Annotated in this window: 14 protein-coding genes and 1 tRNA gene; 11 read left to right on the top strand and 4 right to left on the bottom strand. The window is 31.8% G+C overall.

All coding sequences use genetic code 11. The features are described from left to right. The first annotated feature begins 156 nt into the window (after nucleotides 1-156). The 5 genes from BC962_RS06990 to BC962_RS07010 all read left to right on the top strand — a co-directional run bounded on the left by BC962_RS06990 (nucleotide 157) and on the right by BC962_RS07010 (nucleotide 4,901). A complete protein-coding gene (locus BC962_RS06990; RefSeq protein WP_121345239.1) occupies nucleotides 157-408 on the top strand; it encodes a hypothetical protein in 252 nt (83 codons plus the stop codon). Between the two features lie 126 nt (nucleotides 409-534). After that, nucleotides 535-608 (top strand) — tRNA-Arg (locus tag BC962_RS06995). 471 nt (nucleotides 609-1,079) lie between these two features. Then, on the top strand, nucleotides 1,080-2,942 hold the full coding sequence (locus BC962_RS07000; RefSeq protein ID WP_121345241.1) for a flavohemoglobin expression-modulating QEGLA motif protein: 1,863 nt from the start codon (nucleotides 1,080-1,082) through the stop codon (nucleotides 2,940-2,942). Then, nucleotides 2,939-3,988 (top strand): glutathione synthetase, encoded by a 1,050-nt coding sequence (locus BC962_RS07005; protein WP_121345243.1) that lies wholly within the window; start codon nucleotides 2,939-2,941, stop codon nucleotides 3,986-3,988. Before BC962_RS07000 ends, BC962_RS07005 begins: the two co-directional genes overlap by 4 nt. 13 nt (nucleotides 3,989-4,001) lie before the next feature. Then, on the top strand, nucleotides 4,002-4,901 hold the full coding sequence (locus tag BC962_RS07010; RefSeq protein WP_121345245.1) for a M14 family metallopeptidase: 900 nt from the start codon (nucleotides 4,002-4,004) through the stop codon (nucleotides 4,899-4,901). Nucleotides 4,902-5,087: 186 nt separating this feature from the next. On the opposite strand, the gene BC962_RS07015 is transcribed toward BC962_RS07010, so the two are convergent. Next, on the bottom strand, nucleotides 5,088-6,251 hold the full coding sequence (locus tag BC962_RS07015) for a lactonase family protein (RefSeq protein ID WP_121345247.1): 1,164 nt from the start codon (nucleotides 6,249-6,251) through the stop codon (nucleotides 5,088-5,090). A 42-nt stretch (nucleotides 6,252-6,293) separates the two neighbouring features. Further along, nucleotides 6,294-7,376, bottom strand: coding sequence for a magnesium/cobalt transporter CorA (corA, locus tag BC962_RS07020; RefSeq protein WP_121345249.1), 1,083 nt, complete (start codon nucleotides 7,374-7,376; stop codon nucleotides 6,294-6,296). 119 nt (nucleotides 7,377-7,495) lie between these two features. On the opposite strand from corA, the gene recQ reads away from it, so the two are divergent. Further along, on the top strand, nucleotides 7,496-9,613 hold the full coding sequence (gene recQ / locus BC962_RS07025) for a DNA helicase RecQ (RefSeq protein WP_121345251.1): 2,118 nt from the start codon (nucleotides 7,496-7,498) through the stop codon (nucleotides 9,611-9,613). Here the strand turns inward: recQ and BC962_RS07030 are convergent. Next, on the bottom strand, nucleotides 9,608-10,393 hold the full coding sequence (locus BC962_RS07030; protein ID WP_121345253.1) for a tRNA pseudouridine synthase A: 786 nt from the start codon (nucleotides 10,391-10,393) through the stop codon (nucleotides 9,608-9,610). The two genes, recQ and BC962_RS07030, sit on opposite strands and share 6 nt — an antisense overlap. 657 nt (nucleotides 10,394-11,050) lie before the next feature. On the opposite strand from BC962_RS07030, the gene BC962_RS07040 reads away from it, so the two are divergent. Genes BC962_RS07040 through BC962_RS07050 form a run of 3 tightly spaced genes read left to right on the top strand, consistent with a single transcriptional unit; the run spans nucleotide 11,051 to nucleotide 14,541 of the window. Next, entirely contained in the window at nucleotides 11,051-12,190 is a 1,140-nt protein-coding gene (locus tag BC962_RS07040) for an ABC transporter substrate-binding protein (protein ID WP_121345257.1), read from the top strand. Between the two features lie 20 nt (nucleotides 12,191-12,210). Continuing rightward, the gene (locus tag BC962_RS07045) at nucleotides 12,211-14,133 is read left to right on the top strand and encodes an ATP-binding protein (RefSeq protein WP_121345258.1); all 1,923 of its coding nucleotides are present in this window, start codon (nucleotides 12,211-12,213) and stop codon (nucleotides 14,131-14,133) included. Nucleotides 14,134-14,136: 3 nt separating this feature from the next. Further along, a complete protein-coding gene (locus BC962_RS07050; RefSeq protein ID WP_121345260.1) occupies nucleotides 14,137-14,541 on the top strand; it encodes a response regulator in 405 nt (134 codons plus the stop codon). 81 nt (nucleotides 14,542-14,622) lie between these two features. Here BC962_RS07050 and BC962_RS07055 read toward each other — a convergent pair whose 3' ends face one another. Then, the gene (locus BC962_RS07055; protein WP_121345262.1) at nucleotides 14,623-16,137 is read right to left on the bottom strand and encodes a DEAD/DEAH box helicase; all 1,515 of its coding nucleotides are present in this window, start codon (nucleotides 16,135-16,137) and stop codon (nucleotides 14,623-14,625) included. Between the two features lie 251 nt (nucleotides 16,138-16,388). Here BC962_RS07055 and BC962_RS07060 point away from each other — a divergent pair, with 251 nt between their 5' ends. Continuing rightward, nucleotides 16,389-17,102: a Crp/Fnr family transcriptional regulator gene (locus BC962_RS07060; RefSeq protein WP_121345264.1), complete on the top strand. Its 714-nt coding sequence runs from the start codon at nucleotides 16,389-16,391 to the stop codon at nucleotides 17,100-17,102. A gap of 81 nt (nucleotides 17,103-17,183) precedes the next feature. Further along, nucleotides 17,184-17,738 carry a hypothetical protein gene (locus BC962_RS07065; RefSeq protein ID WP_121345266.1) on the top strand — a complete coding sequence of 185 codons (555 nt, stop codon included), beginning with the start codon at nucleotides 17,184-17,186 and terminating at the stop codon, nucleotides 17,736-17,738. The last annotated feature ends 22 nt before the right edge of the window (nucleotides 17,739-17,760 follow it).

Below are 17,760 nucleotides of genomic sequence, written 5' to 3' on the forward strand. Positions count from 1 at the left end.
TCGATTATATAATAAACTTCATAGAAGATGATCAATAATTCAGTGAAACTTTAGTTTTTAATTCTACTTTTACAATCCCAAATACTACACATACACATCTTAACTGCTTCTAATGCATGTATTGGCATAATTTAATTTTACACTAAAATTGAACTTATGAATACTATTTTAGAACCAAAAACACCTATAGATCCCATTTCATATATCACTGCAATAAAAATGCATGTGGATGAACTTTATGAAAAACAAGAGATTTTCGGACTTTCCTTAGAAACTTTAGAATTAACAAGACGGTTTTATAATTTATATACTCCATTAGAACAAGTAGATAATTTGACTCCCTTTGCAATTAATCAACTATTATCGATATCACAACATCTAGAACGTAATCTAGTAAAAGAATCTTAAAAAAATATTTTTTAGGTTTGAGTCTGAATTTTAAGCAGTTAGCAATAGCTGCTTATTTATTTTAAATTTTTGATGAAAAAAACCTTGTTTTAAATATAAAGTAAGTTATATTTGCACCGCGAAATCGGTCGCGTAGCTCAGTTGGATAGAGCACCTGCCTTCTAAGCAGGCGGTCCCAGGTTCGAATCCTGGCGCGATCACTTTGTAATTAAAAGCCCTTGTTTTTACGAGGGCTTTTTTAGTTTTATACTATTCTTCTTTATAACTAGGGTCTATATTATAAATTACTATGTAAGCAGTTTCAAACTGACGAATATATTTAATTTATTGTCATTGAAAATCCTCTTTATTATCTACAATTTAATTTAAACCCCCAAGTTTTTTTAAGTTAAATAAGATATTCATATTCTTAGCACAACATATAATTAATCTATGCTTTTTCAGTATTCTAAATACCTTCTAAGTATTTAGAACAATAACCATAATACGAGAAAGGCTTTTAACTTAATTCCAATTTTAGAACTGTCTTAAATAAATGTCAAAGTGGGAATAATTCAGTAATAAGCTATGATTAATTTCTAAATTTATTAATATAATTTTTTAAATATTCTCTATAAAGCCCTATAAATAAAAGGTTTTCGAACTATTAAACATTTGAATTATTCAAATTTATGACCTCAGACTTAACCGAAATATCAGAATTATCAGAAAAATCGATTAAGCTAATATTAACAATTGTAGAGAATGAAAATGAAATTAATGCCACTCTTCCCGGAGGTGGGATATTACATATAGAAAAAGAACTTCCATATTTAATTATATACAGGCAAATATCAAATGATCCTGATACATATAGAATGGTTATCAGTGAGTCTTCATATTTAATTATTGGAACTTCAGATTTTAGTGGTTACCAGAAATTGTTGTTCGAACTATCTAATTTACTATCTACGAAGTACAAATCTTATTTATTGTTGGAACTCTACACTGGAGAACAAGCTAGTAACAGTTTTATAATAAAGGGTCCCGAGAATAAATTACCCACAACTCTCGATGTACTAAAAAAAGAGTTAGATACCATCAATTCTACTTTTTCTGGGCTTTATTTAAAGACCGAAATAAAAGACACTTCCCACAGGCAAGCAGAAGGGCAAAGAGAGCTTTTAAGTGTAGAGGAAGCTAAACAGTGCGGAGCTTTGCTTTTAGGTCTAGAGATCCCTCCTATTTACCGAGATGACAATCTTAAAACCTTTCCCGTTTTCTTTAGAAATTTTAGAGATTTTATAAATAGAGCCGTACATATTGCGATTTTTGATTACATAAGAGTGCAAACTTCATCTGGCGTAGCTAGCTATAATGCTCTTGGTAGAAAATATCTAAAAGAGAAAGTGTTTGAGATCGATAAAAAGTTAGCAGATATAGAAAAGTCATATCAGTTCTTATGGTTAGTCTCTCCAGTAAATATTCATGATATCAAAGAGAGCTTTCTGGGAAGTAAATACGAGAAACTATTAGATTATCACTACCGCTTGCTTCCAATAGATCCAGATGTTATAAAGCGTAAACTTTACAATTTAAAGATCGAGGAAATAGACGATCCAGCAATGTCTTATCTCTTTAGAGAAAAAAGAGAGGAGCTAGATCAACAAATTACGATGTTAAGCGAAAGAGGTACTAAAAATTTTCTTTATGATAGTGTAAGACTATACCAAGGTATAGATCCTCATCTATGCAGTGAGGCTAATCAAATTCTAGAGAAAATTCCAGAAGCTGAATTTTCTAAAACAGATAAAATTTTAGACAGCAAGGCTTTTAGTAGTCTAGCCAGAAAAGAATTTGATTTTTTTAGAAATCAGGATCAAAATTTTAAATGCAAAGTGCACATTCGTAAAGATGTGAACATTATGATGGTTTCCCAAGGGGAACTTTATATTCCAGAAGATTATGAATTAAGTGAAATTGATGCCAGAGGTCTAATTCAGCATGAAGTAGGCACTCATGTGCTTACCTATCATAATGGATTACAACAACCACTAAAACAACTAAGCATTGGGCTAGCAGATTACGACCCACTGCAGGAAGGATTGGCAGTAATGTCTGAATATCTTGTAGATGCACTTACACCAAATAGGCTTAGAACTCTCGCAGGAAGAGTGATCGCTGGCGAAGCTGTAAAAGAAGGTGGGGATTTTCAAGAAATATTTAGACTACTCACTCGCAATCATGGTTTTTCACCAGAAAGAGCATTTAATATTACTTCCAGAATAATGCAAGGAGGCGGATTCTTAAAGGATATAATTTATTTAAAGGGATTAGTAGATCTTAGAAAATACTTACAAGATGGAGGAGATTATGAATCATTACTTTCTGGAAAGTTTGCTTTAAAGCATACAAAAATAATAGAAGAACTTACAGATAGAAAAGTACTGAAAAAGGGAACATTACGCCCAAATTATCTCATGAATGAAGAATCATCCAAAAGAATTAAATTAATTAGAGACGGGTTACCTATCTCACAAATGATAACCAAATGAAAATATGTTTTGTAGTAAATGGTATTGAGACAGAAACCTGTGGTACCACTGTGTATATTATGTTTGAAGCTTTAAAGAGAAAACATGAAGTACATATGATGGGAGTGGGAGATTTCAACTTTAAACATGATGAATCTATAAGTATTAATAGTGTGTCCTTATCCAAAAATGCAGATCCTAAATCTCCCGAAGAGTATTTGGAACTATTGCAAAGTGATAAGGCTAAGAAAAAAACAATAGTTGCTAAAGATTTGGATGTATTATTCATTAGAAATAATCCTACAGAAGAAGGTAGTTCTAGACAATGGGCAGAACAAGCTGGAGTAGCATTTGGAAGAATGATACAACAAGAAGGAGTGCTGGTTTTAAATGATGCCTATGCCCTATCTAATGCTTTTATAGATAAGTTATATTTTGAAGAGCTTCCTAGCAGTATTAAACCTGCTTCTTTGATCACAAGAAAGAAAGAAGATATTTTAGATTTTTTCGAAAAGCACAAAAAGAAAATGGTTTTAAAACCATTAGAAGGATCGGGAGGTCGAGATGTATATCTAATAGATAAAAATGAAAAGAATTTAAATCAGATCATAGAAAACATCACCCAACAAGGTTACGTAATTGCCCAAGAATTCCTTCCGGCAGTTAAAGATGGTGATGTACGGGTTTTATTGATGAATGGTCGTGTAATGGAAAAAGATGGTACCTATGGTATTATTAGACGTGTAGCTGGAAAGGGCGAGTTTCGTAGTAATTTTTCTCAAGGTGCTTCAGCAGATAGCAGTCCGCTTACGGATGCCATGAAAAAAATTATAGAGATCACAGCTCCCAAATTAATTAGGGATGGATTGTTTTTTGTTGGATTAGATATAGTAAAAGATAAATTAATTGAAATTAATGTGTTAAGCCCCGGAGGCTTAGATCATTTTAAAGAAATTGGATTACCAGATTTTAGCGATGTAATAGTGAAATCTATCGAGAAAAAAGTGGAATATAAACGCTTATATGGGAATACAATTTCTAATAGAGAATTAGCCACAATGGCCTAAAACCAATTAATACATGGAAAATAATTCCAGAATAATAGGAACGTATACAACCTATAATAAAGGCCCGTTATTGTTTATAACTGCAGGTGTTCACGGCAATGAGCCTTCTGGGGTAGAAGCTTTAGAGCGAGTTTTTGCAGCATTAGAAAAATCTAAGCCTCAAATAAACGGTTGTATAGTGGGAGTCTTTGGGAATAAAGCCGCATTAAAGAAAAAGGTACGTTATATAGACGAAGATTTAAATAGGACCTGGACCGAAACGAACATTAGTTTAGAGAAAAAGGAAACTAGTGAACAGAAAGAAATGCATGAGATCATTGAAATTCTGGAAAAGTTTCCTGAAGCAGATTATTCCAAGCGCTATTTTATGGATTGCCACACAACCTCATCAGATAGCTTACCGTATATTTCTGTACAGTTAGTAAACGATAATGATAAATGGGCACATCATTTTCCAACCTATATCGTTCAAGGTTTTAGTGATATTGTATATGGAGCCATCGATCATTATTTAAGCCGTATTGGATTAACTGGATTTACTTTTGAAGCTGGCCAGCATACTAGTAAAAATTCCGTAGAAAATCATGAGGGGATGATTTGGCTTGCACTTAAAGAAGCTTGTAATTTAGAACTGACTCAAATTCCAGAATATCCTGCATGTGTTGAAAAATTTTCAGTGAAGAATGCGCCTACTCAAAAGACCTTTAAAATAATTTATAGACATGGACTTGAGGAAAATGACAATTTTAAGATGAAATCTGGGTTTAAAAATTTTCAAAAAATATATAAAGGAGATCTTTTAGCGATTCAGAATGACCAAGAACTAAAAAGTGAATGGGATGCACGAATCTTTATGCCGTTATACCAGGCTCAAGGGAATGATGGCTTCTTTGTTATTGAAGAGGTAAAATAAATAATTATTGTTAAATAATAAAGGCTAGTACTTATACCAGCCTTTATTATTTCCTAACGTAATATTGAGTTCTAAAATTAGATTTAAGCATTGACTATTATTCCTTTAATATTATTCTATTTTGCTGAAATAAATTAAGTGATTATGAAAATGCCCATGGATTATGTGATTAAGGTAGACTATAAATTAATTTAAAAATTCGATACAAACTGGAGTCTTAATTGCCAAGCTATTTCCTGTTTCTAATAATTTACCAGTTTCTAGATCTACTTTAAAGCTTACAAGATTATTAGTGTTTTGATTGGCTACATATAAAAAATTTCCATCTGGAGAAATCGCGAAATTTCTTGGTGTTTCTCCTTGGGTATTGGTAAATCCAATATTCTTTAAACTTCCCGTATTTTGGTTTATTCTATAAGCTGCAATACTATTATGACCCCTATTAGATACATATAAATATTTTCCCGAGGGATGAATATGAATGTCTGCTGCAGAGTTTTTATCTGTAAAATCTTCAGGCAAAGATGAAATATCATTGAGATGATTTAATTTTCCATCTTGCTCTATTTTAAATGCGCTTATACTTCCATTTAGCTCGTTTATAGAATAGGCATAATCATTCGATTTGGAAAATGCAAAGTGCCTTGGTCCAGATCCTTCCTCAAGTTGAATATAAGGAGTTGAGTTTGGTATTAATGATTTTGAATCTAGATCTAGATTAAAAATCCAAATACGATCATTACCTAAGTCTGTGATATAAGCGTATTTGTTATTTGATGAAATATTAACGGAATGTGGGTGGGATTTTTCGGGATTTACAAGGCTTATCTTTTGCAAGCTTTCCAGACTTCCATCGGCCTTCTTTTCATACATCATTACCACTCCACCTAAATAATTCGCAACAAATATAAACTTCCCAGTTCTATCTTCAGCAATAAAACAGGGTGCAAAACTTTCTGTAGAAATACTTCCAACTTGCTCCAGGCTTTCATCTTCTTTAATTCTAAAAGAGTAGATTAACCCTGCAGTCCCATCGCTTGGCCCAAGCTCGCTTATGGCATATAGATTTTTATTATCACCCGAGGTTTTCACAAATGAAGGATTCACAACATTTGCAAGGATTTTACCCATTTCTATGGCTCCAGTTTCCGGGTTTTGATAAACTGAATAAATTCCATCTGCCTGTCCATCTACGTGGCCTTCTTTTTTGGTATAGGTGCCAATATAAATTGGATTTAGTTTAGAATTTGAAGAGCCACTAACTTCAGCTTTTTGTTTGTCTTTTATTTCATTCTTACAAGAAGTAAAAAAAAGTAGCACACATAAACTGCTTAAAAAAAATCTATTCATTTTAATGGGGTCTTTTATAATTAAGTTGAAGCTAATAAAATCTTACAACCATTTCTTACGTTTAAAATATATGATCATACCTAGAAAGACCAAGATCATTAGTCCCCAAAGCACAAAATAGCTGTATTTCCATTGTAACTCTGGCATATATTCGAAATTCATTCCGTAGATACCCGCCATAAAGGTTAAAGGAATAAAAATGGAGGCCATAATGGTTAGCACTTTCATCACTTCGTTCATTTTATTGCTTATGGTGGTCATGTACATATCCATCAATCCCCAAGTCATTTCTCGGTAGATCTCTATGTTTTCTGAAACTTGAATAATATGATCGTATAGATCCCGAATATAATTTATTGTTTTTTCTTGGATAAGTGTACTGTCTATTTTTTCTAATCTACCTATAACTTCTCTTAAAGGAAATACAGCTCTTCGAATTCTAAGTACCGTTCTTTTTAATTCCTGGATCTCAAAAGTAATATCATCGTTAGGTTGAGCAGTAAAAAGTTGTTCTTCTAAGGTTTCTATTTTATCACTTATTTCTTCAATAACTACAAAGTAATTATCTATAATCGAGTCTAAAATTGCGAACACCAGATAATCTGGTCCATTATTTCTTAATCTTCCTTTCTCGTTAGTAAGACGTTCTCGAATTGCATCAAACACATCGCCATCTGCCTCTTGGAATGTTAACACATAATCCTTCCCTATTACAATGCTAATATGCTCATGTTCCAAAATCCCATCTTTCTTATGATATAGCATCTTAGCAACTATAAATAAGTAATCTTGATATTCATCTATTTTAGGACGCTGATTCGTGTTAACTATATCCTCTATAATCAGGGGATGAAGTTTATAGAATTTCCCTAGCTTTTCAATTTGGGCAGTATTACTTAAACCATCTACATTTATCCAAGTAATATTCTCTTCATTTTCAAATTTAAACGTGGCTTCTACATTATCGAAAATAAATCGATCATAGTTTACTTTGCTGTAATCTATAACCTCTATTTTAATTTCTGCAGATTCCTTTCTACCTACGTAGGCAACAGTTCCCGGAGCTTTATTAAGCGCATTTGTAGATTTAGGTCTTCGCTGCAGATGCCTGTGTCTTTTAGCCATAAAATGAAAGTTTGCATAAAAATAACAAAGTTTTTCGTTTAACATAGCTGTTAAACTTTTAAGACTAAGTTTTACCCTTCTACTTAGCAATACTTAAACCTATCTCCTATTTTTGCCACATGGAAGAAAAGCAACTTTTTGGTGCATTGAAGGAATATTTTGGGTTCGACAGTTTTCGTCCACTTCAGAAGAAAATTATAGATGCCGTTTTTCAAGGAAAAGATAATGTAGTGATCATGCCAACTGGTGGTGGGAAATCTATTTGCTATCAGTTACCTGGTATTCTCTTACCAAATATCACCCTTGTGATCTCTCCCTTGATCGCATTAATGAAGGATCAGGTAGACGGGCTAAAAGTGAACGGGATTGCTGCGGCATATTTAAATAGTAGTCAGTCGGAAACAGATCAGCAAGAGATTATTGCCAGTGTAGAAAAAAACGAATTAAAATTACTGTATGTTGCTCCAGAAAGTTTACAATTTGTAGACAGGTTTCTTACAGATGGTAAAGTGAGTTTAATTGCCATAGATGAGGCACATTGTATCTCCAGTTGGGGTCACGATTTTAGACCTGCATACACTCAATTAGGATATTTAAAAAAACGCTTCCCCTCTACTCCAGTTATCGCCTTAACAGCAACTGCAGACAAAGCCACAAGAAAAGATATTTGCCAGCAACTAAATATTCCCAACGCAAAAATACATGTTGCCTCTTTTGATAGAAAGAACCTTTCATTAGAAGTGAGACCAGGAACTAAGCGATTAGAACAAATTCTACAGTTTACTGAGGGCAGAAAAAATGAAAGCGGAATAATTTATTGTTTAAGCAGAAAGAATACTGAAGATGTCGCAGCGAAGTTAAATGCAAATGGTATAAAAGCTGAAGCTTATCATGCAGGTTTAAGTCATGTAGAGCGAAGTAGGATCCAAGAGGATTTCATAAATGATACTCAACAAATTATATGTGCTACTATTGCCTTTGGAATGGGAATAGATAAATCTAATATTCGTTGGGTGATCCATTATAATATGCCGAAAAACCTAGAGGGATATTATCAAGAGATCGGGCGTGCAGGTAGAGATGGACTACCTTCTGAAACTATGCTTTTTCATAGTTATGCAGATGTGATCCAGCTTCAAAAATTTGCAGCGAATGCCAAGAATGAAGCTGTCCAGATGGCCAAACTGGATAGGATGAAACAATATTCTGAAGCACTTACCTGTAGAAGAAAGATTTTACTGAGCTACTTTGGAGAGTTAAAAAAGGAAGACTGCGGCAATTGCGATATCTGCAGGAATCCACCACAGTTTATGGATGGCACTTTAATTGCCCAAAAAGCACTCTCCTGTATTTATCGCCTAAAAGGGAAAGAACCTATAACCGTATTGATAGATGTGCTTAGAGGCGCCCAAAATGAGGCAGTAATAGGAAAAGGCTATCAAGAATTATCCACATACGGAGTGGGGAAGGAAATTTCTTGGAGAGATTGGCAACTTTATATCATACAGCTTATAAATCTTGGATATGTGGAGATCGCTTTCCATCTTCATAACCATCTTCAGCTAACTCCAATGGCCAAGGATATCCTGTTTAATGGGGCGAAATTAGAGCTGGCTAAAAATCTAGATCAAAAGGAAATTAAAGAAGAACAATCTAAAGCTTCAAAAACTGTAGATAATAGTCTCTTTGAAAAACTTCGCCAGTTAAGGTTAGGCATCGCTAAGGAAGAAGGAATTCCAGCATATCTAATCTTTAATGATGCTACTTTAAAGGAAATGGAAAAAGAACGCCCAATGACCGATGAAGACTTTATTCAGATTAATGGAGTTGGAAGAAAGAAAATGGAAGATTACGGGTATCAGTTTATCAAAGAAATTATAGCTTATAGTAAAGAAAAACGATTTAAAAAGAAACCTAAAAAATCTGGTAATTCACATAAAGAAACACTTTTGCTATATAATAAAGGACTTAGTGTGGAAGAAATCTCTATTTCCAGAAAATTGGCTCATTCTACTATCAATTCACATCTCGTAAAACTTTACGAAGAAGGAGAGAACATAGATCTTTTGCAATTAATTTCTAAAACAGATTTGGATGCAGTAAAAAAAGCCAAAGATGTTATTGAAGACCCAAAAGGTTTAAAAACTTATTATGAGTACTTTGATGAAAGCTTAGATTATTGGACTATTAAATTTGCATTAACTATTCTAGAACAGAAGAAGAAGCAATCTTTATAAAAATTCTATTTTATGAAGAATTAATCCAGAAGCAGGTGCAATATAGGTCATTTGATTATTTACATCTGCTTTTAAACTTTCTGTTATATCCTCAAGACTCAACTCTCCTTTTCCTAATTGAATAAGAGTTCCAATCATTAACCGTATTTGATATCTTAAGAAACCACTGCCTTTAACTACAAATACATATGTCTTTTGAGGAAAAAAATTGGCGGTGTATATAGTATTTTCCTGAATCTCTGAGAAAATGATTTCTCTTTCGTACAAGCTTTTCCCAGAGGAGCGAACACAAAAATTTTGAAAATGGTGCAAGCCTTTAAACAGTTTTGCCCCTTCTTTCATTAATTCTATATTCAATGTTTCCTGAATATTGGTCATTAGAGGTGCACAAAAAGGATGATTCTTTTCACCAAACGAAAATAAATAATGATATTCTTTTTGTTTAGAATCCTGAATGATATTGAATTTTCCATCTACTTCCTGAATATCTAAAGCTTTAATATCTGGAGGTAAATTCTTATTAAACAATTTTAAAAATGCTGAAAGATCTTCCAAAGGTTCTTCTTCTAAAAACAACTCGAAAGCAGATTCATTTGCAGAAACCATGGCATCTGTCCTACTAGAACCAAGTACTTTGATCCTGCGATCTGGAAGAATGAATTTGAATGTTTTTTTAATTAGACCTTCCACCGTTTTAAAACCAGGCTGACTTTGCCATCCATGTAAACGATAACCTAAAAATTGAACTTTAATGAGGTAGTAGAAGCGTTTTGGCTGCAAGAGAAGTATTTTTTCGCGAAGATAGAGAAATATTGATTTAATTTCATTTTTACCAGCACTTCCATTAACCTTTAGATTTTAGAATTCATCGAAATTATCTTTGATGATAAAATTAAAATGTTAATTTTAACAAAAATTCATCCTGATCTGATCATTTGGTCAATCTTAATAATCACTACAATACCTACTAAGAGTGCCTATAATGAATATTGCTCCACAAATTCTGAATAGTAATCTCTTAACATTTTATAGAATATTACATTACTTGCAAAATACTAAAGGCCTATTATTTTTGGTATTTACCTTCCTAGTAATAAGCAATGCCTTCTCCAAAAAAGACATTCTTAGATATATAAATTCTGACTTTATAAATTTTAATAGAAGTTGAGTATATGATAATTCTTGAACATACATATAAAATAAGGCTCTTTTCTAAACAATTAAATAATAGAGTCTATATTGCAGGATTTGCCGATCAAAATTTTATATATCTAAAAAACGAAAAATTAAAATTTGAATTGGTAACTGAACATCAATTAGGTTTCCGGTTAATTGATGAATTATATGCAGTTGCGGATTATAGAATAAACAGCTTTTTACCCTCAATAAATTATGGGCAGTGATATGCTTTAGAATATAAAATAATTAATTAAAATTATGATTTTTAAGAAAAAAGTGATCGTATTGTTTTTGATATTCCTTGCAACATTATCTGCTTGTAATGATCCTGAAGTTAAAGAAATTAATGTTGGTTTTATAGGGCCTATGTCTACAAGGGCGACAGATCTTGGTATAGATCCATCTAAGGCTATGCAACTGGCTATAGAACAATATAATTCTTCAAAATCTGAAACTCAGCCCCAAATCAACTTATTTATTGAAGATGATAAATGGGAAAAAGAAATGGCAAAACCTGCTTATGAGAAGCTTAGAAAAGAACATAATATTGATGTGCTTTTTATTAGCAATACCGATGGTACTATAGAATTACAAGATAAAATAATTGAAGATGGAGTTATTGCTATCAACCCACTAAACAATGATAAACTATTATCCTCATTAAATAAAAACACCTTTAAAATAGCTAAATCTACCGAGGAGGTACATAAAGCATTAGGTATAAGAATGATCGAGCTAGGAATAAAAAAAGTATTGATACTTCATTTTCCGAATGATTTTATGACCATTGGTGGAAATGCTATTAAAGACATTTTAACAGAAAATGGCATTGAAAACAAATTAATTGAAATTAAAAAAGATCAAACCAATTTTACTGAGATTCTTCAAACAGCAAAAGAAACCGAAACAGAGGCTTATGTCTTTTTAGGATACAATGAATTTGGATTTGCAATGAAACAAGCGAGAGATCTTGGCATTGAAGCTCCCTTTTTTGGCTCTACAACCTTATTGGATCCAGTGTTTTTCTCTAATTCTGAAGGAGCTATAGTGGGCACCGAATGTACTTTTTTCACACCCTTAGATGGGAATTATATTTTAGCCAATGAGTTTTTAGAATCCTTTAAAAAGAGGTTTGGAGAAGAACCTTTTTCAATTTGGCCTCCTCTTCAGGCATATGATGCTATGAATATATTGATTAACGAGGTGAAAACAATTAATGAGGATAAAAGTAAAGATGTAACTCAAGTAGATTGGCTAAGAAATCGATTACTTAACGTCAAATATTATCAAGGAGTTTGCGGGAATATTTCTATAACAAGTGATGGTTCTTCTAGAGGCATTTATTTCTCATTATATAAGGTAGAATCCGATGGTAAATTAATCAAGATCAAACGCTAACTACTTACGCTAAACTGAATATGAAAATACGTACTAAGTTAATTTTGAGTTTTGGTGTTATAATTAGTGTATTGTGCATAGAAATAATACTGAATCAAATTATTAGTGATAATGCGGCAGACACCTATCAAAAGTTAAAAACTCAAGCGCTTCCAACACTAAGAATACTAGATAAATTTGAATCTGTAAATAATGAGTTTTTTCTACTTTCCTCAAATAAAGTTTATAATAGCAACCTTCCTTTAGATAGCCAGAATAGATTAAATGGAATATTAGAAGTTGAACTTCCCTATTTAAAAACTGAACTAGTTCAATTATCTAAAAACCTAGAGTTAAATGAGGAGATAAGTATTAAGTCTCCAGTTATTATAGAATTAACGAATGATCTAATTAGTCTGGGAAATGAGGTTAATAATCTATTAGTTTTAAAAGATGACTACGCAGATAGTGAAAAAATGCAAACTGCGATCGCCTTAGTAGAAAATGATATTTCTACTAAACATGCACAGCTAAAAACTAATCTACTTATTCTAAAAGTTAATTATGGTAACCTTTTAGAGGATTATCAAAATGAATTTTCTCAAAATTTAAAGTCATTATCTAATATTATTTTAATCACTGGAGGCTTAGGGATTTTATTTGGGATTGGAATTGCCTTTTTAGTAATTAGATCTATTTCAAAACCTATTAGAGCATTGAATACAGCGGCATTAAGAGTTAGTAGTGGAGATTATGATGCCGATATTTCCCTTAATGGAAATGATGAATTAGCAAGCTTAGGGGATTCTTTTAATATTATGACCTCTTCTTTAAAAGGTAATTTCGAATTAATTAAAAGTAATAATAAGGAGATAAAACAACAAGAGGAGAGAATAAGAAAAGTTATCGAAGCCTCTCCCGCTGCTATTATTTTAATGGATCCTACTAAGAAAATTTCCTTAATTAATAAGCAAACAGAAAAGCTATTCGGGTACTCTAGAGTTGATTTAATAGGGGAATCTGCAGAGAAATTAATACCCCTTCGAATATTGAACAAAGGTTCTATTGTGGATGACATCTTTTCTTCAAAAAATAAAATTGACACCTTAGGTGTGGATCAAAATTTTTATGGTTTAACCAAAAATAACGAAGAATTACCTATTGAAATTAGTTTAAGTTTTATAGAAATACATGGGCAGGATATGATATTGGCTTCCATAGTAGATATTACGGAAAGAAAGCAACAGGAAGCAGATATCAAAAAATATGTAGAACAGCTTAAATCCAAAAATAAAGAATTAGAACAATTCTCCTATATTACCTCTCATGACTTACAAGAGCCTTTAAGAACTGTTCTAAGCTTCATAGACCTCATTAAGGAAGATTATAACGATAAATTAGATAAGGAGTTGAACACCTATTTAAATTATATCTCTGATGCCTCTATTAGAATGAGCCATTTAATTAAAAGCTTGTTAGATTATTCTAGAATTGGGCATAAGGGGAAAATTGAGATGGTGAATTGCAATAGGATATTAAGTAGTGTAACTGCAGATCTTAAATATAAGATTGAGGAATCCGAGGCAGAGATACATTATGGCGACTTACCCACTATTGAAGGATACAAACTTGAAATAAGACTTCTCTTTCAAAACTTGATTACGAATGCCATAAAATTTCAGAAGAAAACCGAAGTGGCAAAAATTAATATTTCTTTTGAAGATAAATGGACCTACTGGCAATTCAATATAGCCGATAATGGGATAGGAATTCGGGAAGAATTTCAAAATAAAATCTTTGTGATCTTTCAAAGATTACACAATAGAGAAGCTTATGATGGTACCGGAATAGGACTTTCCCACTGCAAAAAAATCGTGGAATTACATGGAGGAGAAATATGGGTGAGTTCTGAGGAAGGAATTGGCAGTACATTCCATTTTACTATCCCTAAAAACATTGAATAAAAAATGCCTAAAAAACTGAATTGTATTTTATTAATAGATGATGATACAGCTGTAAATTTTATTCACAATAAAATTATACAAACTTCTGGCTGCGCCAAAGAAATTGCAATTGCTAGAAATGGATTAGAAGCTCTAGAATTTTTAAAAACGAGGGACGGTGAAAAATACCCGCAACCAGATCTTATATTTTTAGATATTAATATGCCGGTAATGAACGGTTGGGAATTTTTAGATAAATATGAAGAATTAGATAATGAGCAAAAAGGTAAAGAACTAATAGTTATGCTTACAACTTCTCTTAATTTCGAAGATAAAGAGAAAGCCAAAAAAATTGGAAACATAAACAATTTCCATACTAAACCACTTAGTCTAGAACACTTAAACAAAATACTTGAAACGTATAATTAGCTTTAATTATATTATTATTACAAAAAAACCTCTAATTAATTTTAGAGGTTTTTTATATAATATAATCCTTCTGTTTAATTTTTAGAATTCTGCATTTATTTGTTGGCGTAATTTTCTAGCATAATCCTCTTCTAGCCAATCTCTATAGTTTTTCGTGCTCTTACTAATACAATAGGAATATTGCTTTATTCTAGAAGATATATCGTCTTTTAATTCTTTTGCAAGAATTCTGGCATCAAAAACATCTTCGCTATTTTCTACACACATTTTTACATGCTGTTCCATAGACCATTCTAAAACAGATTTAGATTTTAAACCTTTTCTAATTACAATATCATACGCAGCTTCCACATCAAAATCTACAACTTCAGATTGTTGAAATTGTTCTCTCATTTCTGGAGGCATTACATATTTAAATTCCCGCTCAATTTCTTCATCACTAAGTAAATTCTCAAAGTAGAAATCTGGAGATCTAAAAAGCTGCTTCCAGTCTACTGGCGCACTCCAATGACCAAATCTTACAACATTATTACCAAGATCTATAACATTAAATTCCGATTTGTTTTTTAATATTCTAGAACCACGACCTATCATCTGGAAGTATAAAGTAAGAGATTTAGTTGCTCTGTTTAAAATAATGGTTTCTACTGAAGGTTCATCAAATCCAGTAGTTAATATACTCACAGACGTTACAATAGCATCTGGTGTATGCTTAAACCACCTTAAAATGTCTTTTCTGTCCTGTTTACTGGTAGTATTATCTAGATGTCTAATAGGATAACCTGCGTTCCTAAACGTCTCGTAGACTTCTTTAGAGGTATTAATACCATTATTAAAAATAAGAGTCTTTTTATTTTTGGATTTATCCATGTAGGCATTCAGCAATTTTTCCTGCATGCTCATGTTGGAATAAAGTTCTTCTGAAGATTTAACTGTATAATCTCCATTAATACCAACCTTAAGAGATTGCAAACCTACATCGTAGCTAAAAACCTTTGCTCTGGCCAAAAATCCTTTTCCAATTAAAGATCCAATAGAATCTCCTACAATAAGTTCTCTGTAATTATCCTTCATAGGAAGTTTAATGTTCGAACTTAATGGGGTTGCGGTTACTCCTAAAATAAAGCACTTTTCAAAAAACTTAAATAATTTTCTAAATGAATTATAATGCGCTTCATCTATAATAACCAATCCTATATCCTGAATTTCCAATTTTTCGTCATGAAGCCTATTATTTAGTGTTTCCACCATAGCCACAAAGCACATATAGTCTTCTTGATCTGGAAGTTCTTTTACTTTACTATTTATAATTTTATTTAGCACCCCAAATTCAGAAAGCATTTTGGAAGTTTGCTTACATAACTCAATTCTGTGAGTTAATATTAATACTTTCTTATTAGTACGCTGGATAAATTCTCTAACAATAGAAGAAAAGATCACCGTTTTACCTCCTCCAGTAGGGAGCTGATATAATAAATTATAATGATTAGGATGTGTATCTATTACACTAAAAATCTTATCTATATCTACCTGTTGGTAGTCGTAAAGTACTTTGTCATTTTTTTTCTCTTCAAGTCCAAATGTTTCAACAGCCATATTTTCTGATTTCAGCAAGTTTGCAAAAATAGCAGATTTTTAAGTTATACTAAAATGTTTAGGCATATTTAAGTTTTATAATTATTTCTTTTTAATCAATTTAATATTGATTATTTTTAATTCAGAATTTAATTCTTTAAAAATCACAATTTTACCCTGCGCTTGGAGTTAGTTTCATGACCATCTGTAGCTTATATATAAATAGAAATATTTAAATAATAGCGCAAATCCCCTCTATCAGAATTTCGATTATGGGAAGGGGACAAACATCTACAGAAAAATATTTACTCCAATTAAAAGATTGTGAGTTAATTAAAAATATGGATTCCAAAACTGCAGAATCCTTTTTCTCATTATTTCACAAAGAATCTTGGCCCAAACATTCTTGTATTCTCAATCAAGAAAAATTAATCTATCACTTTTACATAATTCTTTCAGGTAGAATAAAAATGTATCAGGTAGATTCTGGGAATGGAAAAGAGCTCACCTTGTTTCTTCTAACTAAAAATGATGTTTTTGATATCTTTTGTTTACTAGATGGTTCAAAACATAACGCCTATTATGAATGTTTAGATGATGCTAAGGTTTTAGCAGTACCTATGGAAGATTTAAGAAAATGGTTGAAGAAACATCCAGAAAATTATCAGACCATACTTTCATATTCTGGGAAACAGCTGCGAATGCTAGAGGATTTTGCATCAAATATTACTTTTACAGATATATCAACCAGATTGCTTAACCTTCTACTAAAGCATGTTAATAGAAAATCTCAAAATCTGGAGCTTATAAATGATCTACCTAATAAAGAAATAGCAAATTTAATAGGCTCTACTCGAGCGGTGGTTAATAGACATCTTCAGAAATTAAAACAACTAGGATCTATTAAGATCTCTCGAAAGAAAATGGAGATCAAAAACCTAAAAATGCTGATTAATTTACTAAAAGAAAAAAAGAAAAATAAATAGTGCAGTTGTGCTACTTAAGTGATAGTAGGAAAATCTATAGACCAATATCTTTAATGTATCATTAACTTAAAGATATATATTATGAAAAAGCTGATTTTATTTTTATTCGTTTTATGTGGGTTCGCTGCGATGCAAGCTCAAGAGGTAATTGAACTTGATGAAGCTAGACTTAGTTTTGATCCAGATGCTATATCTGTAGATTCTGATCTTGGTATAATTAAATGTTTAGTTAAAGAAAGCTATACAGGTGAGTTTTCTGAAAACCCGATTAGATTTATGCAAGAGAACTTTGATTTCAATGAATTTTTATCGGCAATTGTAAATAGGACTGAATTTGACAAGTATCTTGTAACTTTTAACAGTACTAAAGGTTTTTTGGAAGCAACATATACCAATAATGGAGAGTTAGTTGAAACTAAACAACTATTTAAAAATATTGCTTTACCACCATCAGTAAGAAATGAACTTTTTCTTCAAAATCCAGGTTGGTCATTAGCTAGCAATAAGTATTTAGCGACAGGCAAAAGTGACAGAATAGACCGAGAGGTTTATAAGATTAAGATACAAAATGGTAATAAAAAGAGAATGGTAAAAATTGTTCCTAGTACTACCATAGTAGGCCTTGTAAGTAATTAAATAGACCTTTCCGAATGTTCAT

The sequence above is a fragment of the Gillisia mitskevichiae genome (assembly GCF_003634585.1).
Taxonomy (GTDB): Bacteria; Bacteroidota; Bacteroidia; order Flavobacteriales; family Flavobacteriaceae; genus Gillisia; species Gillisia mitskevichiae.

Excerpts from the sequence above, each read along its gene's own strand:
- BC962_RS07045 (WP_121345258.1), top strand. The coding sequence starts at position 12,211 with ATGAAAATACGTACTAAGTTAATTTTGAGTTTTGGTGTTATAATTAGT.
- BC962_RS07055 (WP_121345262.1), bottom strand. The coding sequence starts at position 16,137 with ATGGCTGTTGAAACATTTGGACTTGAAGAGAAAAAAAATGACAAAGTA.
- BC962_RS07000 (WP_121345241.1), top strand. The coding sequence starts at position 1,080 with ATGACCTCAGACTTAACCGAAATATCAGAATTATCAGAAAAATCGATT.
- BC962_RS07065 (WP_121345266.1), top strand. The coding sequence starts at position 17,184 with ATGAAAAAGCTGATTTTATTTTTATTCGTTTTATGTGGGTTCGCTGCG.
- BC962_RS07050 (WP_121345260.1), top strand. The coding sequence starts at position 14,137 with ATGCCTAAAAAACTGAATTGTATTTTATTAATAGATGATGATACAGCT.
- BC962_RS07060 (WP_121345264.1), top strand. The coding sequence starts at position 16,389 with ATGGGAAGGGGACAAACATCTACAGAAAAATATTTACTCCAATTAAAA.
- BC962_RS07005 (WP_121345243.1), top strand. The coding sequence starts at position 2,939 with ATGAAAATATGTTTTGTAGTAAATGGTATTGAGACAGAAACCTGTGGT.
- BC962_RS06990 (WP_121345239.1), top strand. The coding sequence starts at position 157 with ATGAATACTATTTTAGAACCAAAAACACCTATAGATCCCATTTCATAT.
- BC962_RS07040 (WP_121345257.1), top strand. The coding sequence starts at position 11,051 with ATGATTTTTAAGAAAAAAGTGATCGTATTGTTTTTGATATTCCTTGCA.
- BC962_RS07015 (WP_121345247.1), bottom strand. The coding sequence starts at position 6,251 with ATGAATAGATTTTTTTTAAGCAGTTTATGTGTGCTACTTTTTTTTACT.
- BC962_RS07010 (WP_121345245.1), top strand. The coding sequence starts at position 4,002 with ATGGAAAATAATTCCAGAATAATAGGAACGTATACAACCTATAATAAA.
- recQ (WP_121345251.1), top strand. The coding sequence starts at position 7,496 with ATGGAAGAAAAGCAACTTTTTGGTGCATTGAAGGAATATTTTGGGTTC.
- corA (WP_121345249.1), bottom strand. The coding sequence starts at position 7,376 with ATGGCTAAAAGACACAGGCATCTGCAGCGAAGACCTAAATCTACAAAT.